We start from the raw sequence: 24,207 nt of genomic DNA on the forward strand, positions 1-24,207 counted from the left end.
TATTCAATCTTTTTTTGCGGTACCCGGTCAACGAGCCCTGCGGGTGGGCCGGTGGACCGGGCAAAAAAAACCGACCCACAGGGGGCCGGTCCATAAAGCGTGTATCAGGTCTGTGCGGTGTTACAGGCTGAAGCGATCCACGGATTGCGACAACTTGCCGGCCAACCCGGCCAGTTCATCGGTGGTCGAGGCGGTTTCGCCGATGATGCGGCTGTTGTTTTCCGACATCCCCGCAATCATCTCCACCTGGTGGGAGATTTCGTTGCTGGCCAAACTCTGTTCACCGATGGTGCGCGAGATGTCGTTCACCAACTCGGTGGTATTCAGGGTGGCTTGCAGAATATCGCGGATCGCTCGCTCCACCTCGGCAGTCACCGCCATGCCTTTATCCACTTGGGTGACGCCCTCCTCCATGCTGGTCACCGCTTCCCGGGTGTTCTGCTGGATACGCCCGACCATGCTGGCAATTTCCTGGGTCGAGGCGCTGGTGCGGCCCGCCAGGCTGCGCACTTCATCGGCGACCACCGCAAAGCCGCGTCCCTGTTCGCCGGCGCGGGCGGCTTCAATCGCGGCGTTAAGGGCCAACAGGTTGGTTTGGTCCGCGATGCCCTTGATCACTTGGATAATGCTGAAGATCGCCTCGGACTCCTTGTCCAGCGTACGAATGACCTGGGCCGATTGCTGCGCTGAGCGGGCAATGCCATCCATATCCTTCACCACCTGATGGATCACCCGGCCGCCGTCCTTGGCCAGGGCTTCGGCCTGGTTGGCCATGTCCAGGGCGCGTCCGGCATGCCGGGTGATTTCCTCGATACTGGCGGTCATTTCACTGGCCGCGGCCGCCATGGTGCTGGCGGCCGCACTTTGCTGCTGGCTGCTGCCGGCGACGTCATGGCAGCCCTGGCTCAAGCGTTCGCTCATGCCATTGACGCCGTGGGCATTGCTGCGCACCACCTCGATCATGCCGCGTAGATCTCGCTGCATGATGGCGAGGTTGCGGATCAATGAGCTGGCTTCGTCCTTGCGCTTGGGTTCGACGATCGGCTCGCTCAAGTTGCCACGAGCGATACTCGCAGCAATGCGGCTGGCGGTCTGCAGTGGCCCCATGATGCTCAAGATGACCCAGCGGCCCTGAGCCAGGAGCAACAGCAGGCTCGCGATCAGTACCGCGCCCAAGGTCAAATTGGCGTGGCTGATGGTCTGCCGCGTACTGGCGCTGGTCTGCTGGGTATGACTTTCGATCAGCTCGCTCAATGCGGCCATTTGATCTTCCAGCTGGGAAAACGCCTTGTTGAAGGTGTCCAGTTCCCCGCGAGCGGCCTCAGGATTCTCCAGTGCCAGCGCGACGATGCGCTCGCCGGCACTGATATAGGTGTCCAGGCTGGGTCTGATTTTTTCCAGGCCGGTCTTGATCGTGGCATCCAGCGGCAACTTGAGGTTGTCCCCCAGTACCTGACGGAAATGCTCGGCGTGTTCCTTCAACGAGGTGTTGACCTCGTCCTTGCTGCTGGTGCTTTTGCCCAACCCCACGAGCATGGCAGACAGCACGTCGGCACGCAGTGCGTCGTGCATCATGTCGGCTTCCATATGGTTGCGCAGGACCGTCATGCTCACCTCGCTATCCTGTACGGCTTCGCTCATCCGAACATTCCCCAGGTAGCCGGCCAGGCTCATGACCAGAGCCGTGAGCAACCCGGTCGCAATCAACAGCATCAAGCGTAATTTGATCGTCATGCTGACATCCCCATACCCAACCGTCGAAGCAACGTTCTTACCGTTATCGGCATCAATCCCTGTTAGTGAAGCCTAAGTTTGCGGATCTGCGCGGATCCCTTAAGCTGATCGGCTTTTGCGCTGCCGGAAACCGCCCATGTCCCGAAGTATTGCCCACCTTGCGTTACTGCTGGGGTTGATCACCGCCGTCGGCCCGTTCGCCATCGACATCTACCTGCCCGCCCTGCCTACCCTGGGCGCCAGCCTGCACGCCTCGCCGGCGGCGGTACAGATGAGCCTCACGGTGTTCTTCATGGTCATTGGGGTGTGCCAGCTGTTCTACGGCCCGATCAGCGATGTGTTCGGGCGCAAGCCGCCGATTTACGCCGGTCTGCTGATCTTTGCGGTGGGCAGCGTCGGCTGCGCGCTGGCGCCCACCATTGAAGTGCTGATCGGCTTTCGTGCCGTGCAGGCCTTCGGCGCCTGTGCCGGGATGGTCATTCCCCGGGCGATCGTGCGTGACCTGTACACCGGCCATGAAGCCGCGCGGTTGATGGCCTTGCTGATGCTGGTGATGAGTGTGTCGCCGATTCTCGCGCCGCTGGCCGGCAGCCTGGTGATTTCGTTGTGGAGTTGGCGCGAAGTGTTCGCCGTGCTCGCGGTGGTGGCCGTGCTGTGCCTGGTGATGACAATTGTGCAGCTGCCCGAAACCCATCCCGCCGAGCGCCGGCTGGGCAAGACCTTGGGCACGGCGTTCAGCAGCTACGGCGCACTGCTGCGTGACCCGGTCTTCATCGGTTTGTCGGTGGTGTGCGGGTTCGGGCTGGCGACGTTCTTCGTGTTTATCGGCAGTGCGCCCTTCGTGTATATCGAATACTTCGGCCTCACGCCTACCCAGTTCAGCCTGTGTTTCGCCCTGAACGCCGCGTCGTTTTTTGCCATGAGCCAACTCACTGCACGCTTGAGCGCGCGCTTCGGCCTGGCGCCACTGATTCGTTGGTCGGTGGTCGCCGTAGCCGCCGTGATGGTGCTGCTGGCCGCGACCACGCTGTGGGTCGACAGCCTGGCCTTGATGATGGCGTTGCTGTTTATCGGCTTCGGTTTCCTCGGCCTGTTGTTGCCGGCGGCGGGCGTGTTATCCCTGGAAGATCATGGTGCTGTGGCGGGATCTGCCTCCGCCCTGTTGGGCGCGATCCAGATGATCACCGCTGCCGTGTCCATGACCCTGGTCGGAGTGTTTGCCGACCACACACCGGCGCCGATGCTCATCGGTATCGCGCTGTGTGCGCTCGCGGCGATGCTCACCACGCTGTGGACCTTGCGCCGCCTGCCGGTGCACCTGGCGAGCGCCCCACCCCACGGCTGAGCGATACCGCTCGTCGGGCCTGGCCGGCATCCATTACAACTATCGCCGGCCATGAAACTACTAATCCCATAGCACCGCTCGAAACCTATGGAGATTGGAAATGACTGACTACCCTCGCCCGCCCTTCGCCCCTCAAGCGCAAAACGTGCCCGGTACCCAGCGCAAAATGGACCCGTACCCGGACTGCGGGGAACAGAGTTACAAGGGCTCCGGCCGGTTGGCCAACAAAATCGCCTTGATCACCGGTGCCGACAGCGGCATCGGCCGTGCGGTGGCCATCGCCTTTGCCCGTGAAGGCGCTGACGTCGCCATCGCCTACCTGGACGAACACGAAGACGCCAAGGAAACCGCGCGCTGGGTTGAGGAAGCAGGCCGCCAGTGCCTTTTGCTGCCCGGCGATATCGCGCAAAAAGCCACCTGCCAGGCGCTGGTCGACAAGACCGTAGAACAGTTTGGGCGCATCGACGTGCTGGTGAATAACGCTGCGTTCCAGATGACCCACGAGACGCTCGAAGAGATCGAGGATGAGGAATGGGTCAAGACCTTCGATATCAACATCACTGCGATGTTTCGCATCTGCAAGGCTGCCCTGCCCCATATGAAAGCCGGCAGTTCGATCATCAACACCAGCTCGGTCAACTCCGACATGCCTAAGCCGACCCTGCTGGCTTATGCCGCCACCAAGGGCGCAATCGCCAACTTCACCGGCGGCTTGGCGCAATTACTCGGCAGCAAGGGCATCCGCGTCAACAGCGTCGCGCCCGGCCCGATCTGGACGCCGTTGATCGTGGCGACCATGACTGATGAAGACGTGCAGAACTTCGGCAGCGAAACCCCACTGGGCCGCCCCGGCCAACCGGTGGAAGTGTCGCCGATTTATGTGCTGCTGGCATCGGACGAGGCCAGCTACATCTCGGGTTCGCGTTATGCGGTCACCGGTGGCAAACCCATTCTCTAAACCCACCGATCAATTAAGCGTACTTGCCTTTTGTAGGAGCGAGCTTGCTCGCGAAAAACGTCAACGGTAACGCGTGCATTCTGGATAAATGCGGTGCCTGTGAGCTCTTCGCGAGCAAGCTCGCTCCTACAGGGCCTAGTAATATCGCGCTGATCGCCTATAAATCGAACCGGTCCACCGCCCGCCGCCGCTCGTTGTCGTCACGCACGTCATAACTGGCGGTGGTCTGGATATTGGTGTGATGCGCCAGCTTTTGTGCAATCGACAGGTCATGCTCCTCGATCACCCGCGTGATGAACGAGCGGCGAAAATCGTGGGGCATGATCTTCACCCCGACCTGCTCACCCCGTTGGCGCGCGATGTAGTAAATCGCGTGCTTGGTGATACGTTCGCGGGTGATATGGCTGCCCCTTCGTATGCGGTTGAACAGGAAGCTGTCGTCCTGCTCGCCTTCCTTGAGCTGTTCGCGCCTGAACGCCAACCAGGCCTGCAACTTGGCGAAAGCCCAGTCCGGTGCATACTTGACCAGCTCCTTGTTGCCCTTGCCGATTACCCGCAAGCTGCGTTCATCGAAGTTGATCTGCGCCAGGTCGAGGTTGACCGACTCGGACTTGCGCATGCCCGAGCCATACAGGATGCCGATGACCGCTGCATCACGCAGGCCTTGGGGGCGAGGGTCGGCGGCGCAGACTTCCATCATTTCCCGTATCAACGTGCGCCGCAGATTGCGGCCCTGGCCCAGGCGCGTGCCGGGCGTGGCCTTGACCGTACGCATTTTCAGGAGATGTTCCTGGCTGATCAGGCTCATGCGCCAGGCTTCATTCATCACCCCGCGCACGGCATTCACGTACAGGGATGAGGTATTCGGCGCGTAGCCGTCTTCACGCAACGCTGCGACCAGGGCGATGACATGTTCGGGTTGCAGCAGGTGCCAGTCGATGTCTTCGAGGTTGATGTCTTCGAAGCCCAGGCGGTCGGCGGCGTCCTGCAGCACGTAGCGCATGGTCAGTTGGCTGGAGGGGGCCAGGCGGGTGAGGTAGAGGGTCAACGGGTTACGGATAGACTCGGTCAAGGTAGATCAGCCTTTGGATTAAATACCTCGAACAACTCATTGTTTAATCGAGGTATTTAGTGAATTGGCGAAGACCGAGTCTAACCCAGGAAAAGCCCTGGCACAAAATCACGGTGCCGTGTCTTCATCCTCGGTGGGCGCCTGGGGCTGGGTCTGGGCCTGACTCCATTCGGCATCCTGCTTCTGCATCAGTGCGAACCAGTGCTGACGCATAAAGGTCAGGTAAGCGTCCGGCGCCTTGGCAAAGTCCTTCTCATCGCCATAGCAACCCGGCAACGGCAACTCCGTGCCCTGCTCCTTGTACTGGCTGACCAGCGCCTGCTGCCCGGCCACGCTACAATCCTTGGGCAGCGGCATGCCACGCAGGGCCCCGGCCTCTTCATCCCACCAGGCTGCGCCGACCCGGTCGACCCCGCGCAGGCGGTACTTCTGCGACTTGCCGACATGCATGATCAGCTTGAATTCGTTGGGGCTGACATCGCTGGTGCAGGAGCGCGAATAGCCCACGGTGGCCTGGGTGACGCCATCGCCGGTGAGGTCGGTGACCTTGGTCGCGGCCATGTCGAAGCGCAGCGCCGCATCGAATTGGCAATGCTGCACGTCGTCGTAGAGCATCCACATGCGCTTGGGACGGTCACCGTCGATCAGGTATTGGGCCGCATAGACAAACGCCGACTGGGTACCGTCATCCTCGCGTTCGCTGACCTGCTCGGAGAGCACCAGCAGGTTCTTGCCCTGGCGGTCGTCCCAGGTATAGGCGGCGACCTGCCTGCCGCGCACTTCAACACCCTCAGGCACTTGGGCGAGCGCGGTGAGCGCCACACCATCATCTGCCCGTACGGCGCTGACGCAGGCCGCCGTCATCAACAATCCGATCAAAACGGGCCGCCATTGGCCGCTTATACGCTGCACGCTATTCATCCGAGTACCCTGGCAAGAGATGGCTTACTTTACCGGCACTTGAAGCGCATTGCAGAGAAGATTCTTCAATTAAGACCAAGGGCTGGCGGATTAAAGCGCCTCACCTGCAGACAACGCCTATTCAGCCTGCGGGCCTTACCCTGCCATACCTTAGTTGCGTAGCTGAACCCTAGCTGTCTACCTGTCAAATAAACGAGTTTTTCATCTGCCTTTCATATCTGTTGCACATTTTTGCGCTTAATCTTGAACGTGAAACTTCAGAGCGAGTCCCACAACACCAGCTAACCTGTTGATTAAACTTCAACTTTTGCGCCGTTTTTTACCTGCGAGCCCTACGTTTGCCCAATGATCACTGCTGTTTTTACGCTCCAAGTTGCTCTAGCCCCGAGGTCATGAATCTTTGAAACCCTACCCTATTCATTGCGTGTCGATCGTTATCCCGGTCTACAACGAACAAGAAAGCCTGCCTGAACTGCTGCGTCGCACCACCGCCGCCTGCAAGCAACTGGCCTACGAATACGAAATCATCCTGGTGGATGACGGTAGCCGCGACAACTCCGCCCAATTGCTCGAAGACGCCGCCGCGCAAGACGGCAGCAACGTGGTGGCGGTGATCCTCAATCGCAACTACGGGCAGCATGCGGCGATCATGGCCGGTTTCGAGCAGTGCCGGGGCGAAGTGGTGATTACCCTCGATGCCGACCTGCAGAACCCTCCCGAAGAAATCCCGCGCCTGGTGGAACAGGCCGCCTTGGGCTACGACGTGGTCGCCACGGTGCGCAACAACCGCCAGGACTCGGCCTTTCGCCGCTGGCCTTCGCGCCTGATCAACCTCGCCGTGCAACGTTCCACCGGCGTGGCCATGAGCGACTACGGCTGCATGCTGCGCGCTTACCGGCGCACCATCGTCGACGCCATGCTCGCCTGCCGCGAGCGCAGCACCTTCATCCCGATCCTGGCCAACGGCTTTGCCCGTCACACCACCGAGATCCTGGTGCACCACGCCGAGCGTGAACACGGCGAATCCAAATACAGCGCCATGCGCCTGATCAGCCTGATGTTCGACCTGCTGACCTGCATGACCACCACCCCGCTGCGCCTGCTGTCCATCGTCGGCTTCAGCCTCGCGGGCCTGGGCGTGCTGTTCGCCTTCGCGCTGATCATCCTGCGCCTGGCCTTCGGTGCCCAATGGGCCGGCGATGGCATGTTCGTACTGTTCGCGGTGCTGTTCGTGTTCACCGGCGGCCAGTTCATCGGCATGGGCCTGCTGGGCGAATACCTGGGGCGCATGTACAGCGACGTGCGTGCGCGCCCCCGCTTCTTTATTGAAAAAGTGCTGCGCAACCAACCGGCAGCACCGGCACCCGTGGTCGTCGTCGACGGCCTGGTGTCTTCCCATTCCACCACTACTTTTCCTTCCGATCAGGTTTCGTCATGAATTCAAAAGCCGTTGTCTTCGCTTACCACGATATTGGCTGTGCGGGCATTGAAGCCCTGCTGACTGCCGGCTACGACATTGCCGCCGTGTTCACCCATGCCGACGACCCCAAGGAAAACAATTTCTACGCTTCCGTCGCCCAACTCTGCGCGCGCAACGGCATCCCGGTACATGCGCCGGAAGACGCCAACCACCCGCTGTGGATCGAGCGTATTGCCAAGCTGAACCCGGAATACATCTTCTCCTTTTACTACCGCAACCTGCTGAGCGAGCCGCTGCTGGCCACCGCCAGCAAAGGTGCGTTCAACCTGCACGGCTCGCTGCTGCCTAAATACCGTGGCCGCGCACCGGCCAACTGGGTGCTGGTCAACGGCGAAACCGAAACCGGCGTGACCCTGCACCGCATGGTCAAGCGCGCCGATGCCGGGGCGATCCTGGCCCAGCAAAAAGTCGTGATCGAGCGCACCGACACCGGCCTGACCCTGCACGCCAAGCTGCGTGATGCGGCCACCAGCCTGCTGCGCGACGCCCTGCCGCAACTGGCTGCGGGCAAGCTGACGGAAACGGCCCAGGACGAAAGCCAGGCCACCTACTTTGGTCGCCGTACGGCAGCCGACGGCAAGCTGGAGTGGAAAAAACCCGCTGAAGAGCTGTTCAACCTCGTGCGTGCGGTGACTCAACCGTACCCGGGCGCCTTCTGCGCCGTCGGCGAGCACAAGCTCATCGTCTGGCAAGCCGAAGTGGTCAAGGGCAATGAAGGTCTGGCACCGGGCCGTGTGATCAGCGTCAACCCGCTGCGCATCGCCTGCGGCGAAGACTCTCTGGTGGTCAAGTTCGGCCAGCGCAACGACAACGGCCTGTACCTGGCCGGCCCATCACTGGCCAACGAACTGGGCCTGGTCGACGGCTCCGTGCTGCGCGGTGCCGAGTCCGGCCGCAAGCCGCGCCGGACCCGCGTGCTGATCCTCGGTGTGAACGGCTTTATCGGTAACCACCTGTCCGAGCGCCTGCTGCGTGACGACCGTTATGAAGTCTACGGCCTGGACATCGGCTCTGACGCCATCGAGCGCCTGCGCAGCCACCCGAACTTCCATTACGTCGAAGGCGACATCAGCATCCACACCGAGTGGATCGAGTACCACATCAAGAAGTGCGACGTGGTCCTGCCACTGGTGGCCATCGCCACACCGATCGAATACACCCGCAACCCGCTGCGCGTGTTCGAGCTGGACTTCGAAGAAAACCTCAAGCTGGTGCGCTACTGCGTCAAGTACAACAAGCGCGTGATCTTCCCGTCGACCTCCGAAGTCTATGGCATGTGCCAGGACCAGTATTTCGACGAAGACACCTCCAACCTGGTGGTCGGCCCGGTCAACAAGCAGCGCTGGATCTACTCGGTCTCCAAGCAACTGCTGGACCGCGTGATCTGGGCCTACGGCGCCAAGGGCCTGAATTTCACCCTGTTCCGTCCGTTCAACTGGATGGGCCCGCGCCTGGACCGCCTGGATTCGGCGCGTATCGGCAGCTCCCGGGCGATCACCCAGCTGATCCTGAACCTGGTGGAAGGTACGCCGATCCGCCTGTTCGACGGTGGCGAGCAGAAGCGTTGCTTCACCGACATCGCCGACGGTATCGAAGCCCTGGCGCGCATCATCGATAACGACGACGATGCCTGCAACGGCCAGATCATCAACATCGGCAACCCGGAAAACGAAGCCAGCATCCGCCAGTTGGGCGAAGAGCTGCTGCGTCAGTTCGAGGCGCACCCGTTGCGCGGTAACTTCCCGCCGTTTGCTGGTTTCCGCGACGTCGAGAGCAAGGCGTTCTACGGCACCGGTTACCAGGACGTGGCGCACCGCAAGCCAAGCATCGAAAACGCCAAGCGCCTGCTGAACTGGGAGCCGACCGTGGAGATGAGCGAAACCATCGGCAACACGCTGGACTTCTTCCTGCGTGAAGCCATGCTCGAAATCGCGGACAAAAAGTAATGAAGGCAGGCTTGCGCATCGACGTCGATACCTACCGCGGCACCCGTGAAGGCGTGCCACGGTTGCTCGAATCCCTGGATGAGGCCGGGGTCAAGGCGACGTTCTTCTTCAGTGTCGGGCCGGACAACATGGGGCGCCACTTGTGGCGCCTGATCCGCCCGCAGTTCCTGTGGAAGATGCTGCGTTCCAACGCGGCCGGCCTGTACGGCTGGGACATCCTGCTGGCCGGCACCGCCTGGCCAGGCAAGCCGATCGGCCGTGACCTGGGGCACTTGATGCGCCAGGCCAAGGCGGCGGGGCATGAAGTCGGCCTGCACGCCTGGGATCACCACGGCTGGCAGGCCAACACCGGGCGTTGGAGCGATGCACAGCTGGTCGAGCAGATTCGACGCGGCGTGGAGACCTTGAGCGACATCCTCGGCGAACCCATCGACTGTTCGGCGGCCGCGGGTTGGCGTGCCGACGAGCGTGTGGTGCAGGCCAAGCAAGGTTTCAACTTCCGCTACAACAGCGATTGCCGGGGTACCAGCCTGTTTCGGCCGACATTGGCCGATGGCAGCGCGGGCACGCCACAAATTCCGGTGGACCTGCCGACCTTCGACGAAGTCGTCGGGCCGGTGGTGGCCGCCAAGGACTTCAACGGCTTCATTCTTGACCGGTTTGCCGAGTCGAAGCTCAACGTCTACACGATCCACGCAGAAGTAGAAGGGATTCTGATGGCCAACGATTTTCGCCAGTTGCTCGCCCAGGCAGGGCAGCGCGGCATCGACTTCAAACCGCTGGGCGACTTGTTGCCTGCGGACCTGACCACCCTGCCCCGGCAACACCTGGTGCGCGGCGCCTTGAGCGGCCGCGAGGGGTGGCTCGGAGTGCAGCAGGCATGATCCGGCGTTGGGCCTTGCCCCTGCTCCTGCTGGCGTTCGGTGTGTTTTACCTGTTGCCGCTGACCACCCACGGCCTGTGGATTCCGGATGAAACCCGCTATGCACAGATCAGCCAGGAAATGCTGCTGACCGGCAAGTGGGCCTCGCCGCACTTCATGGGGATCCGCTATTTCGAAAAACCGGCTGCCGGTTACTGGATGATCGCGCTGGGCCAGGCGATCTTCGGGCAGAACCTGTTTGGCGTGCGCTTCGCCTCGGCGCTGAGCACCGGCTTGAGCATCCTGCTGGTGTACCTGGTGTCGCGCCGGCTGTGGAATGACCCGCAAAAGAGCCTGGTCAGCACCGTGCTGTACATGAGTTTTGTCAGCGTGGCGGCACTGGGCGGCTATGCCAACCTTGATCCGCAGTTCACGTTCTGGGTCAACCTGACCGGCGTTGCCCTGTGGTTCTGCTTCGACAGCACCACCCGCAACGGCCGCCTGGGATCCTGGGCGCTGCTCGGTTTTGCCTGTGGCATGGGCTTTATGACCAAGGGCTTCCTGGCGTGGCTGTTGCCGGTATTGATCACCCTGCCCTACGCGATCTGGCAGAAGCGCTTTCGCGAACTGCTCGGCTACGGCCTGGTCGCCGTGGTCGTGGCCATTGTGGTGAGCCTGCCGTGGGCACTGGCCGTGCACCTGCAGGAGCCGGACTACTGGAACTTCTTCTTTTGGCACGAGCATATCCAGCGCTTTGCCGGCGACGATGCCCAGCATGCGGAACCGTTCTGGTATTACCTGCCACTGCTGATTGCCTTCTGCCTGCCGTGGGTGGCGCTATTGCCGTCGACCCTGAAACAGGCGTGGCAGGAAAAACGCGCGGCGAAAACCGCCTTCCTGTTGCTGTGGCTGCTGATGCCGCTGGCGTTTTTCAGCCTGGCCAAGGGCAAGTTGCCCTCCTACATCATGCCGTGCCTGTTGCCGCTGGCGTTGTTGATGGGCCATACCCTGGCCGACAAACTGGCCCGGGCCCGTGGCCGTGTGTTGCGCATCAACGGCTGGCTGAACCTGGTCATCGGCGTGCTGGCCTTGCTCGCGCTGACGTGGGTCCAACTGAAAAAACCGGTGTATGAGCACGGCAGTGAAACCCTCAGCCTGGTGCTGGTGTTTATGTTCCTGTTCGGCTGGATCGTCGCCAACCTGCTGCAAGCGTCGCGCCCGCTGCGCTTGTGGGCGGCGCCGGCGATCGGCAGCTGGTTGCTGGTGGCGCTGGTCCCGGCCGCATTGCCCCATTCGGTGGTTTATAACAAGACCCCGGACCAGTTCATCATCGATCACCTCCAGGAGTTGAGCCAGACCAGCGCGTTGCTGAGCAACGACCTCGGCGCGGCCTCCGCCCTGGCATGGCGCGTCAAGCGCCCGGACGTGACCCTCTATAACACCGTCGGCGAAGTGAAATATGGCTTGGCCTTCGACGATGCGGCCCATCACAAGGTCGACACCACACAGGTCCAGCAATGGATGAGCGACGCGCGAAAACACGGCGCGGTCGGTGTGGTGATGCGCGTCAAGGGTGACGACGAACTCGCCGAAGTGGACTTGCTGCCCAAGGACGGCAAGCGCTACGAGCAAGGCAATATCGTGATCCTGGTGTTCCCGCAGGTTGCGCCATGATCACACTGCTCCTGTTATTGGCGGCCTGCCTGCTGACATGCATGGGCCAGGTCTCGCAGAAATTCGCCGTGGAAGGCTGGCGCGGCCAGCCCGACGGTTGGGCGCTGAAACTGCGCTCACCATGGTTGTGGTCGGCCCTGCTGTGCCTGGGTTTTGGTTTGCTGGTGTGGTTGCTGGTGTTGCAGCGTCTGGAAGTCGGCATCGCCTACCCGATGCTCAGCCTCAATTTTGTCCTGGTCACCCTGGTGGCGCGCTGTGTATTCAACGAACCCATCGACACACGGCATTGGCTGGGTGTGGTGCTGGTGATTGCCGGTGTGGTGCTGCTGGGGCGCCAGGTATGAGCCGCGTGCGTGGGTTTGCCCTGGCCCTGGGCAGCGTTGGCCTGGTCAGCGCCGCCCAGTTGGGCATGCGCTGGAGCATGACGCGCCTGCCCTTGCCCACCGAATGGCTGACCGCGTTCAACAGCAACGCCATCGACTTCACCGCGTTGGGCGTAGTAAGCCTGGCGATCCTGGCCTACGCGCTGTCGATGCTCTGCTGGCTCGGCGCCCTCAAGCACCTGCCCCTGGGCCGCGCCTATTCGCTGCTGAGCATCAGCTATGCGCTGGTGTACCTGCTGGCCGCCAGCCTGCCGGTGTTCAACGAACATTTTTCCCTCTCGAAAACCCTGGGGGTGGCGCTTGTCATCCTTGGTGTGCTGGTTATTAACTCTCGCCGTGCTAGCGCTGCAAGCGCCAGGAATGCCCCATGAAAATCAGTGTATTTGGTAGTGGTTACGTCGGTCTGGTGCAGGCCACTGTGTTGGCCGAAGTCGGTCACGATGTCATCTGCATGGACGTCGATCAGAACAAGGTCAAGCTCCTGCAGCAAGGCCATGTGAGCATCTTCGAGCCGGGGCTGGCGGCCATGGTCAAGGAAAACCTGGAGAGCGGGCGACTGCATTTCACCTTCGACGAAAAGCTTGCCGTCGAACACGGCGAAGTGCTGTTTATCGCGGTGGGTACACCGTCGGATGAAGACGGCTCGGCGGACCTCAAGTACGTGCTGTCGGTGGGCGACGCGGTAGCCCGCCACCGCATCGACCCGGTGATCCTGGTGGAGAAATCCACCGTCCCGGTGGGCACCGGGGACACCCTGCGCGCCCATATCGAAAAAGCCCTGCACCTGGCCGGCCGGCACCTGGAGTTCGATATCGTCTCCAACCCGGAATTCCTCAAGGAGGGCTCGGCCGTTTCCGACTGCCGCCGCCCGGACCGCATCATCATCGGCTGCGAGCGCGAAGAAGTGCGCGACGTGATGCGCGACCTGTACGCGCCGTTCAACCGCAACCATGACCGCATCATTTTCATGGACCTGCGCAGTGCCGAACTGACCAAATACGCCGCCAACTGCATGCTGGCGACCAAGATCAGCTTTATCAACCAGATCGCCGAGCTGGCCGAACACCTGGGCGCCGATATCGAAGCCGTGCGCCTGGGCATCGGCGCCGACTCGCGCATCGGCTACCACTTTATCTACCCCGGCTGCGGCTACGGCGGCTCGTGCTTCCCCAAGGACATGCGTGCCTTGATCCACAGCGCCAAGCAGGCCAACTGCTCCAGCGACCTGCTGGAAGCCGTGGAAGCCATCAACCAGCGCCAGAAGAGCAAGCTGTTCGAACGTATCAATGCGTTCTTCCAGGGCAACCTGCGCGGCAAGACCTTTGCCCTGTGGGGCCTGGCGTTCAAGCCCAACACCGACGACATGCGCGATGCACCCAGCCGCGTGCTGATGGAAGCCCTGTGGGCCGCCGGCGCCAATGTGCGGGCGTTCGACCCGGAAGCCATGCAGGAAACCCAGCGCATCTACGCTGACGAGGAGCGGCTGATGCTGATGGGCACGCCGGAATCCACGTTGCTCGGCGCCGATGCGCTGATCGTCTGCACCGAATGGCAGCAGTTCAAGGCGCCGGACTTCGAGCTGATCCACCAGCGCCTGAAAACCCCGGTGATCTTCGACGGCCGCAACCTGTATGACGGTGAGCGCCTGGCGCGCAAAGGCTTCCAGTATTACCCGATCGGTCGTGGCGATTCCTGCCAGTTGCCGATCCCCCAACAACAGTGGGTGCCGCAGGTCGTGGAAGCCTGATTCGTGAACAAAGCTCAACCGTCCCTGCTCAGCCCAACGATTCGTCGCCAATCCCTCGCCTTGGGATTGCTGGCGCTGCTGTTGTTCATCGCCGGCAGCTGGCACCAGGCGATTATCGGTTTCGACTCACGCTTCGTGGTGTTTGCCCAGGAGATGCTGCGCCATGGGCCAGGTTTTTTCCCCACCACCTACGGACAGCCGTATGCCGATTACCTGGCCACCTCGACGCTGATGACCTGGCTGTTGTCCCTGCCCCTGGGCCAGGTCACCAGCCTCACGGCCTGGCTGCCCACGTCGATTGCCTCGGCAGTGATCGTCATCCTGCTGTATCGCCTGACGGCGCCCTACTCCCAGCGTTGGGGGCTGCTGAGCATCGCGCTGTTGTTGCTGAGCAGTACCTTCATCAGTGAAACCCGTGCGGTATCCCTCGACCAGATGCTCGCCGCCATCGCCCTGGCGGTGTTCTACCTCGGTTATGCCCATGATCATTTCGGTGCGGGCAGACGCCTGTACTGGCTGTACCTGCTGCTGATCCTCGGCTTTGCGATTCGCGGGCCGATCGGGCTGGTCATTCCCACGGGTGTGCTGTGCAGCTACTACCTGATCAACCGGCAATGGCGCCAACTGTTCAGTTTTGGCCTGCTGGCCCTGGCGCTGCTGGCGGCCTGTGTCGGCCTGCTGTTGCTGATGGCCAAGCTCAGTGGCGGCGAGAGCTTCATGCAGGATGTGATCCGCATGCAGTTCCTGGGGCGCATGGACGGCAGTGAAGGCTCCAGTGGCGCGTTGTATTACTTCACCAGCTCGCTGGGCAACTACGCCCTCGCCTATCCCGTGGCGCTGCTGGTGCTGCTGGCGCTTGCGGTCGGTGGGCGCCGCGTGCCGACGCCGGCGTTGCAACTGGTGCTGTACTGCGCCGCCGCAGGCTTGCTGGTGATGTTGGGGCTGTCGATTCCCCAGGCAAAGAAGGCTCGCTATGTGCTGCCGATGTTGCCGATGGCAGCGATCATTGCGGCGTACCCGTTCCAGGTCGCTGAGGGGCGGCTGTTTGCATGGCTACGCGGGCTGATGCTGGGTCTATGGACACTGCTGCCAGGCCTGCTGATCGTCGGGCTGGTATTCGCGCGGCCACGCTATCCGCAGCAGTTGAGCCAGCTGGGGCCGGTGTTCGCCGTTCTCGGCGTGTTGCAAGCCTTGGCATTGCTGGCGTTGTTCAGGGCTCGCCTACGGCCGCTGGGTCCGGCGCTTGCCGCCGTGCTTGCGGTTTGGGCAACCTATATTGCCATGGTCGAACCGCTCGAACGCAGCGTCTACGACACCCGCACCTTTACCCTGCAAGTGCATGAGCAGGTCAAGCAACAGCGCGCCCCCGTGGTATTGCACGGCTTGGGCAAAGACGCCAAGGCGATCAAATACATGGTCAACCTCGACTGCGACCAGGTGCCGTTGTTTACCCAACAAGCTTCTGACCTGGCACCGCTGCAAGGGCCGGCGTGGCTGGTGATGAGCCAGGCGGATTTCGAAGGGCTCGAAGACCCGCGCTTTGCCTCTATCACGCCTACGTTGAGCGGTGAGTTCGACCGAACCCCCTATGTGCTGCTGCACCTGGCTAAACCTGCCCAACCTTGAGTTGCGTCTGAACCCCAACTGTAAACTCGATGGCCACATGCGGTAGCTATCTACCGCTCCGCCACGCCTTGATAAACTCATTATTTTTGTATTTAACCCTCATTAATATGCATTGGCGCTGCCCTGCCGGGCGCGGCACACTGCGCGGGTTCCTCCCCCAAATGCAGGAACTTTCAAAGGGCTTTTCCGGGCAACCAGACAAGCCTTTTTTTTGCCCGCCGTTTATGGATTTCCTTTCAATGCGCTCTCGCTGGTTTCCCGCTGCTATCAACACCCGCCCCACCGAATGGAGCCGTGCCGCGATTGGCATGGCCTTGGGTACATTCTTCAGTGTGTGGCTCTGTGCCCAGGTCTTCGGCATGGAGGTGGCCCTGCACCTGCTCGGCCCGCTGGGGGCTTCGGCGGTGTTGTTGTTTGCGGTCTCATCCGGTGCGCTGGCACAACCCTGGTCGATCATCGGCAGCTACCTGTGCGCCGGTGTCGTGGCATTGCTGGTGGCCCGCGTCCTTGGGCGCACCCTGGGCGGTGCCTGCCTGGCGGCCGGCATGGCCGTGGTGCTGATGTGCTGGTTGCGGTGCCTGCACCCGCCTGCCGGTGGGCTGGCCATGAGCCTGGTCCTGGCCGACCCTGCCTCCGCCGCCCTGGGCTGGCACGAATTGGGGGCCGTATTACTCGGCGCCGGCGCCTTGCTGGCCTGTGCATTGGCCTACAATAATGCGACGCGAACGCGCTACCCCAAGGGTGCTGTCGAGACGTCGACGACTGTCCTGCCTGACCCCAGGGCCGCCCGCGACCCCGCTATCACGGCCGCCGACTTGAAGCTGGCGCTGGCGGACATGGAGCAATTCTACGACGTGGCCCCGACGGAGCTGGAGCAATTGATCCATGCTGCAGAAACCCACGCTCGGCGCCGCAGCATCGGTGAAGTACTGGCAACCCGCGTGACCTGAACCCGCGCCCGCCACCCTGCATAAATGCAAAAACGACCTGCATGATTTCGGGTTGTACTGTGCAAATTTGCACTGGTACGATCACGGGAGTATTTGCGCACGACCATCTTGATAAAGAACAATAAAAGCAGGGAGTTACAGATGACTGCTCAGGTTTCAAGCGAAGCAAGCAGCGCCGAGAGGCGTCAGGACGACGTACTGGCCGAAGTACGCAACCATATCGGTCACCTCACCCTCAATCGCCCCGCTGGCTTGAATGCCATCACCCTGGACATGGTCCGCAGCCTGGCGCAACAGCTGCACGCCTGGTCAGACGACCCGCAGGTGCATGCCGTAGTCCTGCGCGGTGCGGGCGAAAAGGCATTTTGTGCCGGCGGCGATATCCGCTCCCTGTATGACAGTTTCAAACGCGGCGACACCCTGCACGAAGACTTCTTCGTCGAGGAATACGCGCTGGACCTGGCCATCCACCATTACCGCAAACCCGTACTGGCCCTGATGGACGGGTTTGTCCTGGGCGGCGGCATGGGCCTGGTGCAGGGTGCTGATTTGCGCGTCGTCACCGAGCGCAGCCGCCTGGCGATGCCGGAGGTGGCGATCGGTTACTTCCCGGACGTCGGTGGCAGCTACTTCCTGCCGCGCATTCCCGGCGAGCTGGGCATTTACCTCGGCGTGACCGGCGTGCAGGTTCGCGCGGCAGACGCCCTGTATTGCGGGTTGGCCAACTGGTACCTGGACAGCGCCAAGCTGGCCAGCCTCGACCAGAAACTCGACAGCCTGCAATGGCATGAATCGCCGCTCAAAGACCTGCAAGGCGTGCTGGCCAAGCTGGCGGTGCAGCGCCTGCCCGACCCGCCGCTGGCCGCATTGCGCCCCGCGATCGACCACTTCTTCGGCCTGCCGGACATTCCGAGCATCGTCGAGCAACTTCAGGAGGTCACTGTCGCCGACAGCCATGAGTGGGCACTGAACACCGTCCACCTGATGCAAACCCGCTCGCCCCTGGCCATGGCCGTGACCCTGGAAATGCTGCGACGCGGCCGGCGCCTGCCGTTGGAGCAGTGCTTTGCCCTGGAGCTGCACCTTGACCGCCAATGGTTCGAACGCGGCGACCTGATCGAAGGGGTCCGCGCGCTGATCATCGACAAGGACAAGAACCCTCGCTGGAACCCGCCGACGCTCCATGGACTGAACAAAAGCCACGTCGACAGCTTCTTCCATCACTTCGAGCAGGTTGCGAAATAAGCCATGCAAGACATTGAATACACTGAAGAACAGGTAATGATCCGTGACATGGCGCGCGACTTCGCCCGTGGTGAAATCGCTCCCCATGCCCAAGCCTGGGAAAAAGCCGGCTGGATCGACGACGCCCTGGTGGCGAAGATGGGTGAACTGGGCCTGTTGGGCATGGTAGTGCCGGAAGAATGGGGCGGCACCTATGTCGACTACGTGGCGTATGCCCTGGCCGTGGAGGAGATCTCGGCCGGCGATGGCGCCACCGGCGCACTGATGAGTATCCATAATTCAGTGGGTTGCGGGCCAATCCTCAACTACGGCACCGATGCCCAGAAACATACCTGGCTGGCCGAACTCGCCAGTGGCCAGGCGATTGGTTGCTTCTGCCTGACCGAACCCCAGGCCGGCTCCGAGGCCCACAACCTGCGCACCCGCGCCGAATTGCGCGATGGCCAGTGGGTGATCAATGGCGCCAAGCAGTTCGTCAGCAACGGCAAGCGCGCCAAGCTGGCGATTGTATTTGCCGTGACCGACCCGGACCTGGGCAAGAAGGGCATTTCCGCGTTCCTGGTACCCACCGACACCCCGGGGTTTGTGGTCGACCGTACCGAACACAAGATGGGTATTCGTGCCTCGGACACCTGCGCCGTGACCCTCAACCACTGCAGCGTGCCCGAGGCCAACCTGCTCGGCGAGCGCGGCAAAGGCCTGGCCATCGCCCTGTCCAACCTCGAAGGCGGCCGCATCGGCATTGCCGCCCAAGCCCTGGGCATCGCCCGTGCGGCCTTCGAGGCGGCGCTGACCTATGCCCGCGACCGGGTGCAATTCGACAAGGCGATCATCGAACACCAAAGCGTGGCCAACCTGCTGGCAGACATGCAAACCCGCCTGAACGCTGCCCGTTTACTGATCCTGCACGCGGCGCGCCTGCGCAGCGCCGGCAAGCCGTGCCTCTCGGAAGCGTCCCAGGCCAAGCTGTTCGCCTCGGAAATGGCCGAGAAGGTCTGTTCCAGCGCAATGCAGATTCATGGCGGCTATGGATATTTGGAGGATTACCCGGTGGAGCGTTACTACCGGGACGCGCGGATCACGCAGATTTACGAAGGGACCAGCGAGATACAGCGGATGGTGATTGCCCGGGAACTCAAAAACTACCAGCTGTAGGAGCTGCAAGTCTTAAGCTGCAAGTCTTAAGCTGCAAGCTTCAAGTAAAAGCGCATTGGCGATTACTTGCAGCTTGCAGCTATACAGCTGGCAACGGCTACTTATCCTTGAACTCAGGCGCACGCTTGGCCACAAACGCCGCCATGCCTTCCTTCTGATCCTGCGTGGCGAACGCGGCATGGAACACCCGGCGCTCAAAGCGCACGCCTTCCGACAGGCTCACTTCAAACGCACGGTTCACACTTTCCTTGACCATCATGCTGATCGGCACCGATTTGCCGGCAATCAGCGTGGCGACCTTCAGCGCCTCGTCGAGCAGTTCATCGGCGGGCACGATGCGCGCGACAATCCCGCAGCGCTCGGCTTCCACCGCATCGATAAACCGTCCGGTCAGGCACATTTCCATGGCCTTGGCCTTGCCCACCGCGCGGGTCAGGCGCTGGGTGCCGCCCATGCCCGGCAGCACGCCGAGGTTGATTTCCGGCTGACCGAACTTGGCGCCGTCACCGGCCAGGATAAAGTCGCACATCAGCGCCAGTTCGCAGCCACCGCCGAGGGCGAAGCCGTTGACCGCGGCGATGATCGGCTTGCGACGGTTGGCGACGCGGTCGCTGTCACTGAACAGGTCGTCGAGGTAGATCTGCGGGTAGGTCAGCTCGGCCATTTCCTTGATGTCGGCGCCGGCGGCGAAGGCTTTTTTCGAGCCGGCCAGCACGATGCAGCCGATTTCCGGGTTGGCCTCCAGGCCATCCAGCGCCTGGTTCAACTCGCTGACCAACTGCGCATTCAGGGCGTTCAGGGCTTGGGGACGATTGAGGGTAATCAACCCGACGCGGCCCTGGACTTCGAGCAAAATGGTGTCGTAACTCATGTATCGGCTCCTTAGAGATTGCGTGAGATGACCATGCGTTGAATATCGCTGGTGCCTTCGTAAATCTGGCAGACCCGCACATCGCGGTAGATCCGCTCCAGGGGGAAGTCGCTCAGGTAACCGTAACCGCCGAGGGTTTGCAAGGCGGCGGAACAGACTTTCTCAGCCATTTCCGAGGCGAACAGCTTGGCCATGGAAGCTTCGACCAACGCCGGCTTGCCGCTGTCCCGCAGGGCGGCGGCGTAGTGCACCATCTGCCGTGCCACGGCGATTTGCGTGGCCATGTCCGCCAGGCGAAAGGCCACGGCCTGATGCTCAATGATCGGTTTGCCGAAGCTTTCGCGCTCTCGGGCGTAGTCGCGTGCAGCCTCGAAAGCGGCGCGGGCCATGCCCACCGATTGCGAGGCGATGCCGACGCGACCGCCTTCAAGGTTGGCCAGGGCGATCCTGTAGCCCTCGCCCTCCTCCCCAAGACGGTTGGCCACCGGCACCTTCACATCCTCGAACAGGATCTGGCAGGTATCGGAGGCATGCTGGCCGAGCTTGTCCTCGACCCGCGCCACGCTGTAGCCCGGCGAATCGGTGGGCACGATAAACGCGCTGATGCCACGCTTGCCCGCTGCCGGGTCGGTCACCGCGAACACAATCACCACCCCGGCATTCTGGCCGGAAGTGATGAACTGTTTGCAGCCATTGAGCACGTAATGATCGCCTTCACGCCGTGCGCGGGTTTTCAGGCCACTGGCATCCGAACCGGCTTGCGGCTCAGTCAGGGCGAAAGCACCGAGCATGGCGCCGCTGGCCAGGGGCTTGAGGAATTGCTCTTTCTGCTGATCGTTGCCGAAGCTCAGGATCGGCACGCAGCCCACCGAGTTGTGCACGCTCATGATGGTGGAGCAGGCGCCGTCACCGGCGGCGATTTCTTCCAGGGCCATGGCGTAGGCCAGGTAACCCGTGGCGCAACCGCCCCACTGTTCGGGCACCAGCATGCCGAAAAAGCCCAGTTCGGCCATTTCGCCGATGGCTTCCTTGGGAAAGCGATGTTCGCGGTCCCACTCGGCGGCAAACGGTTTGAGCCGCTCCTGGGCAAATTGCCGGGCGGCGTCGCTGATTTGCAGTTGTTCGTCATTGGGCAGCATTGGGCTCAGTCCTTAATACAGGCATTCGACGGCCATGGCCGTGGCTTCACCGCCGCCGATACAAATGGCGGCGACGCCCCGCTTGAGGCCTTTCTGGCGCAGGGCCGAGAGCAGGGTGACCAGGATCCGCGCGCCGGACGCGCCAATCGGGTGGCCCAGGGCGCAGGCACCGCCGTGGACATTGACCTTGGCGTGGGGGATTTCCAGCTTGCTCATGGTCACCAGGCTGACCACGGCAAAGGCTTCGTTGATTTCAAACAGATCGACGTCGTCGAGGCTCCAGCCGGTCTTGCTCATCAGCTTGCGAATCGCGCCCACCGGCGCCATCGGAAACAACCCCGGTTCATCGGCAAACGCTGCGTGCCCATGGATCACCGCCAACGGTTTGAGCCCCCGCTGTTGTGCCTCGGACTCGCGCATCAGCAGCAATGCGGCCGCGCCGTCGGAAATCGAGCTGGAATTGGCCGCCGTCACCGTGCCGCCTTCGCGGAACGCCGGTTTGAGGCCGGGAATTTTTTCCGGCCTGGCCTTGGGCGGTTGTTCGTCATGCAGGATGGTTTTCTGCTCTTTGCCGACGGTGACCTGTACCGGGACAATTTCGGCGGCGAAGCTGCCATGGGTGATTGCCTCCTGCGCACGGGTCAGCGACGCGATGGCAAACGCATCCTGCGCCTCACGGCTGAAGCCGTTGAGCTGCGCGCACTCCTCGGCAAAGGTGCCCATCAGGCGGCCTTTTTCATACGCATCTTCCAGGCCGTCGAGGAACATGTGGTCGATGACCCGCCCGTGCCCCATGCGATAGCCGCTGCGGGCGCGGTCCAGCAGGTAGGGCGCGTTGGACATGCTTTCCATGCCGCCGGCGATCACCACGTCGACGCTGCCGGCCAGCAGCGAATCATGGGCGAGGATCGCCGCTTCCATGCCCGAGCCGCACATCTTGTTGAGGGTGGTGCAACGCGTGGATTTGTCCAACCCGGCGCCCAAGGCGGCTTGACGCGCGGGCGCCTGGCCCAGGCCGGCGGGCAGCACGCACCCAAACAACACCTCATCCACGGCGTCGGCGGCGATGCCTGCACGCTCGATCGCCGCACGGATGGCGGCAGAGCCCAGTTGCGGCGCAGTCAGGCCCTTGAGGTCGCCCTGGAACCCGCCCATGGGCGTGCGCACGGCGCTGACAATCACGATGGGATCATTCATGGCTCATCCTCCTTACTTGGCCGCCATGCGCAAGGCGCCGTCGAGACGGATCACCTCGCCATTGAGCATGCTGTTTTCAATGATGTGCCGCACCAGCGCGGCGTATTCGGCAGGCTTGCCCAGGCGCGGCGGAAACGGCACGCCGGCGGCCAGTGAGTCGCGTACTTCCGGGGTCATGCCGGCCATCATCGGGGTTTCGAAAATGCCCGGGGCGATGGTCATCACGCGAATGCCGAAGCGCGCAAGCTCCCGTGCGGCGGGCAAGGTCAGGCTGGCTATCGCGCCTTTGGACGCCGCGTACGCGGCCTGCCCGATCTGCCCGTCGAACGCAGCCACCGACGCGGTATTGATGATCACCCCGCGCTCGCCGTCGGCGTTCGCTTCCGTTTCGGCGATGGCCGCTGCCGCCAGGCGCAGCAGGTTAAAGCTGCCGATCAGGTTGACGTTGATCACCTGGGCAAAGCTGGCCAGCCCGTGGGGGCCAGTCTTGCCGAGGATCTTTTCACCGCGCACCACCCCCGCGCAGTTGACCAAGCCGTGCAAACCGCCAAACGCCGCGACCGTTGCCTGCACGGCGGCTTCGGCTGCGGCCTCCTGGCTGATATCCGCCACGGCGCTGCGGGCGTTGTCGCCGAGCTGCCTGGCCTTGGCCGCCACGGCGTCGGCATTCAAATCCACCAGCATGACCTTGGCGCCGGCCGCGACCAGCATATCTGCGGTGGCCGCACCGAGGCCGGAAGCGCCGCCGCTGACCAGAAAAACCTTGTTCTCAATCTGCATTATTGTTTCCTTGAACGGTCGAGATCGTCGAAATAGTCGCTCTGCAACGCCACGGCAGCAATGGTCAAAGCCTTCAACATGGCTGACTGGTTTGGCCAATCATCGACCGCGCTGATCGTCCGGTCAGCCCAAGCGATTGGACGTGCGTCGTGCAAGCTCCTAACCTGAGGGCCTGCGCCACCGAAGAAGTCCTCCCCGCGATGATCGTACGTCCCAAACCGAACCTGCTGGGCATCCTGTTTTCCCTCAAGGGCTCGATTGCCAAGCGCATCGCCCTGCGCAGCCTGCTGGTCACGCTGCTGGCGTCGGTGATCGTGCTGGTGGAAACCCTGCACCCGGCCTATTTCTCCAAGGTCAACGCCACGCCCTTCACATTGCTCGGGCTGTCGCTGTCGATCTTCATGAGTTTTCGCAATAACGCCTGCTATGACCGCTGGTGGGAAGGCCGCAAGCAACTGGGGCAGATGATCATCGAGGTGCGCTCGCTGATTCGCGAGACCCAGTTGCTTACTGACCCGGCGGAGCGTGGGCGCCTGCTGCGGGGCCTGGGCGGCTTCGCCCACGGGCTGGTCGCGCGCTTGCGCCACGAAGACGAAGCCCGGGCGATCCAGCCCTGGGCCAGTGTGGAAGCGAGTCATCCCAACCTGCCTGACCGGGTGCTGCAACAGATTGGCGCGGGATTTTCCGCCCTGGCCGAGCAAGGCGCCCTCAGCGAATGGCGTTACACCCAGTTGGAAACCCGTCTGGTCAGCCTCAGCCAGGTACAGGCCGCGTGCGAGCGAATCAAAAGCACGCCGCTGCCCTTCCCCTACACCTTGCTGCTGCACCGCACCATTTACCTGTTCTGCATCCTCTTGCCGTTCGCCATGGCCGACCCCCTGGGCTGGCTGACGCCGGTGTTTACCGCCATTGTCAGCTACACCTTCTTCGGCCTCGATGAGATCGGCGACGACCTGGAAGACCCTTTCGGCTTTGACGAAAACGACCTGCCCTGCAATGCGATCCTGCGCACCCTGGAGCGTGAGCTGCTCGCCGCCCTCGGCGAAACCGACCTGCCACCGGCCCTGGAGCCAGTGGAATACGTGCTGACCTGACGCGGGTTTGACACCTGCCGTGGTCTGG

General features: G+C 62.3%; 22 protein-coding genes and 1 pseudogene. 14 read left to right on the top strand and 9 right to left on the bottom strand.

Translation table 11 applies throughout. The features are described from left to right. Positions 1 to 120 precede the first annotated feature (120 nt). Together BLW22_RS35985 and BLW22_RS35990 are read right to left on the bottom strand one after the other, a co-directional pair. Positions 121 to 984, bottom strand: a complete 864-nt coding sequence (locus BLW22_RS35985; RefSeq protein WP_371263379.1) for a methyl-accepting chemotaxis protein — start codon at positions 982 to 984, stop codon at positions 121 to 123. Next, positions 979 to 1,734: pseudogene (locus tag BLW22_RS35990) on the bottom strand (MCP four helix bundle domain-containing protein); the annotation flags it as partial. The pseudogene BLW22_RS35990 and the gene BLW22_RS35985, both read right to left, overlap by 6 nt. Before the next feature lie 136 nt (positions 1,735 to 1,870). Here BLW22_RS35990 and BLW22_RS13810 point away from each other — a divergent pair. Then, positions 1,871 to 3,079 (top strand): multidrug effflux MFS transporter, encoded by a 1,209-nt coding sequence (locus tag BLW22_RS13810; RefSeq protein WP_074846804.1) that lies wholly within the window; start codon positions 1,871 to 1,873, stop codon positions 3,077 to 3,079. A gap of 100 nt (positions 3,080 to 3,179) precedes the next feature. Beyond that, positions 3,180 to 4,037 (top strand): glucose 1-dehydrogenase, encoded by an 858-nt coding sequence (locus BLW22_RS13815; RefSeq protein WP_074846805.1) that lies wholly within the window; start codon positions 3,180 to 3,182, stop codon positions 4,035 to 4,037. A gap of 157 nt (positions 4,038 to 4,194) precedes the next feature. Here the strand turns inward: BLW22_RS13815 and BLW22_RS13820 are convergent, their stop codons facing one another. Both BLW22_RS13820 and BLW22_RS13825 read right to left on the bottom strand, forming a co-directional pair. After that, a complete protein-coding gene (locus tag BLW22_RS13820; protein WP_027605855.1) occupies positions 4,195 to 5,109 on the bottom strand; it encodes a site-specific integrase in 915 nt (304 codons plus the stop codon). A 108-nt stretch (positions 5,110 to 5,217) separates the two neighbouring features. Next, positions 5,218 to 6,030, bottom strand: coding sequence for a M949_RS01915 family surface polysaccharide biosynthesis protein (locus BLW22_RS13825; protein ID WP_065946995.1), 813 nt, complete (start codon positions 6,028 to 6,030; stop codon positions 5,218 to 5,220). Positions 6,031 to 6,430: 400 nt separating this feature from the next. Between BLW22_RS13825 and arnC the strand changes: the two genes are divergently transcribed. The 11 genes from arnC (at position 6,431) to BLW22_RS13880 (ending at position 19,098) form a co-directional block, all read left to right on the top strand. Then, positions 6,431 to 7,468, top strand: coding sequence for an undecaprenyl-phosphate 4-deoxy-4-formamido-L-arabinose transferase (gene arnC, locus BLW22_RS13830; protein ID WP_065927534.1), 1,038 nt, complete (start codon positions 6,431 to 6,433; stop codon positions 7,466 to 7,468). After that, positions 7,465 to 9,456, top strand: coding sequence for a bifunctional UDP-4-amino-4-deoxy-L-arabinose formyltransferase/UDP-glucuronic acid oxidase ArnA (gene arnA, locus BLW22_RS13835; protein WP_074846806.1), 1,992 nt, complete (start codon positions 7,465 to 7,467; stop codon positions 9,454 to 9,456). The genes arnC and arnA overlap by 4 nt, the downstream gene beginning before the upstream one ends. Next, positions 9,456 to 10,340 carry a 4-deoxy-4-formamido-L-arabinose-phosphoundecaprenol deformylase gene (gene arnD / locus BLW22_RS13840; RefSeq protein WP_065946993.1) on the top strand — a complete coding sequence of 295 codons (885 nt, stop codon included), beginning with the start codon at positions 9,456 to 9,458 and terminating at the stop codon, positions 10,338 to 10,340. The genes arnA and arnD overlap by 1 nt, the downstream gene beginning before the upstream one ends. After that, positions 10,337 to 11,992 (top strand): lipid IV(A) 4-amino-4-deoxy-L-arabinosyltransferase, encoded by a 1,656-nt coding sequence (arnT, locus tag BLW22_RS13845; protein ID WP_074846807.1) that lies wholly within the window; start codon positions 10,337 to 10,339, stop codon positions 11,990 to 11,992. Before arnD ends, arnT begins: the two co-directional genes overlap by 4 nt. Further along, entirely contained in the window at positions 11,989 to 12,336 is a 348-nt protein-coding gene (arnE, locus tag BLW22_RS13850) for a 4-amino-4-deoxy-L-arabinose-phosphoundecaprenol flippase subunit ArnE (RefSeq protein WP_065927530.1), read from the top strand. Before arnT ends, arnE begins: the two co-directional genes overlap by 4 nt. Beyond that, positions 12,333 to 12,746 (top strand): 4-amino-4-deoxy-L-arabinose-phosphoundecaprenol flippase subunit ArnF, encoded by a 414-nt coding sequence (gene arnF, locus BLW22_RS13855; protein ID WP_065927529.1) that lies wholly within the window; start codon positions 12,333 to 12,335, stop codon positions 12,744 to 12,746. Before arnE ends, arnF begins: the two co-directional genes overlap by 4 nt. Next, positions 12,743 to 14,122: a UDP-glucose dehydrogenase family protein gene (locus tag BLW22_RS13860; RefSeq protein ID WP_065946990.1), complete on the top strand. Its 1,380-nt coding sequence runs from the start codon at positions 12,743 to 12,745 to the stop codon at positions 14,120 to 14,122. The genes arnF and BLW22_RS13860 overlap by 4 nt, the downstream gene beginning before the upstream one ends. Before the next feature lie 3 nt (positions 14,123 to 14,125). Continuing rightward, a complete protein-coding gene (locus tag BLW22_RS13865; RefSeq protein WP_074846808.1) occupies positions 14,126 to 15,748 on the top strand; it encodes an ArnT family glycosyltransferase in 1,623 nt (540 codons plus the stop codon). Positions 15,749 to 15,987: 239 nt separating this feature from the next. After that, positions 15,988 to 16,698 (top strand): HPP family protein, encoded by a 711-nt coding sequence (locus BLW22_RS13870; protein WP_065927526.1) that lies wholly within the window; start codon positions 15,988 to 15,990, stop codon positions 16,696 to 16,698. A 141-nt stretch (positions 16,699 to 16,839) separates the two neighbouring features. After that, entirely contained in the window at positions 16,840 to 17,943 is a 1,104-nt protein-coding gene (locus BLW22_RS13875; RefSeq protein ID WP_065927525.1) for an enoyl-CoA hydratase/isomerase family protein, read from the top strand. Between the two features lie 3 nt (positions 17,944 to 17,946). Beyond that, on the top strand, positions 17,947 to 19,098 hold the full coding sequence (locus tag BLW22_RS13880) for an acyl-CoA dehydrogenase family protein (RefSeq protein ID WP_074846809.1): 1,152 nt from the start codon (positions 17,947 to 17,949) through the stop codon (positions 19,096 to 19,098). Between the two features lie 97 nt (positions 19,099 to 19,195). Here BLW22_RS13880 and BLW22_RS13885 read toward each other — a convergent pair whose 3' ends face one another. The 5 genes from BLW22_RS13885 to BLW22_RS34855 are packed head-to-tail and all read right to left on the bottom strand — an operon-like array spanning position 19,196 to position 23,240. Next, positions 19,196 to 19,969 carry an enoyl-CoA hydratase gene (locus BLW22_RS13885; protein ID WP_065927523.1) on the bottom strand — a complete coding sequence of 258 codons (774 nt, stop codon included), beginning with the start codon at positions 19,967 to 19,969 and terminating at the stop codon, positions 19,196 to 19,198. Between the two features lie 11 nt (positions 19,970 to 19,980). Continuing rightward, positions 19,981 to 21,108, bottom strand: a complete 1,128-nt coding sequence (locus tag BLW22_RS13890) for an acyl-CoA dehydrogenase (protein WP_065946987.1) — start codon at positions 21,106 to 21,108, stop codon at positions 19,981 to 19,983. Positions 21,109 to 21,120: 12 nt separating this feature from the next. Further along, on the bottom strand, positions 21,121 to 22,305 hold the full coding sequence (locus BLW22_RS13895; RefSeq protein ID WP_074846810.1) for an acetyl-CoA C-acyltransferase: 1,185 nt from the start codon (positions 22,303 to 22,305) through the stop codon (positions 21,121 to 21,123). A 12-nt stretch (positions 22,306 to 22,317) separates the two neighbouring features. Beyond that, complete coding sequence (locus BLW22_RS13900; RefSeq protein WP_065946985.1) at positions 22,318 to 23,085, bottom strand: SDR family NAD(P)-dependent oxidoreductase; 768 nt, start codon at positions 23,083 to 23,085, stop codon at positions 22,318 to 22,320. Further along, complete coding sequence (locus tag BLW22_RS34855; RefSeq protein WP_159440246.1) at positions 23,085 to 23,240, bottom strand: hypothetical protein; 156 nt, start codon at positions 23,238 to 23,240, stop codon at positions 23,085 to 23,087. Before BLW22_RS34855 ends, BLW22_RS13900 begins: the two co-directional genes overlap by 1 nt. 45 nt (positions 23,241 to 23,285) lie before the next feature. Between BLW22_RS34855 and BLW22_RS13905 the strand changes: the two genes are divergently transcribed. Beyond that, the gene (locus BLW22_RS13905; RefSeq protein WP_074846811.1) at positions 23,286 to 24,179 is read left to right on the top strand and encodes a bestrophin family protein; all 894 of its coding nucleotides are present in this window, start codon (positions 23,286 to 23,288) and stop codon (positions 24,177 to 24,179) included. Positions 24,180 to 24,207: the final 28 nt, after the last annotated feature.

The sequence above is a fragment of the Pseudomonas marginalis genome (assembly GCF_900105325.1).
GTDB classification, from domain to species: domain Bacteria; phylum Pseudomonadota; class Gammaproteobacteria; order Pseudomonadales; family Pseudomonadaceae; genus Aquipseudomonas; species Aquipseudomonas marginalis.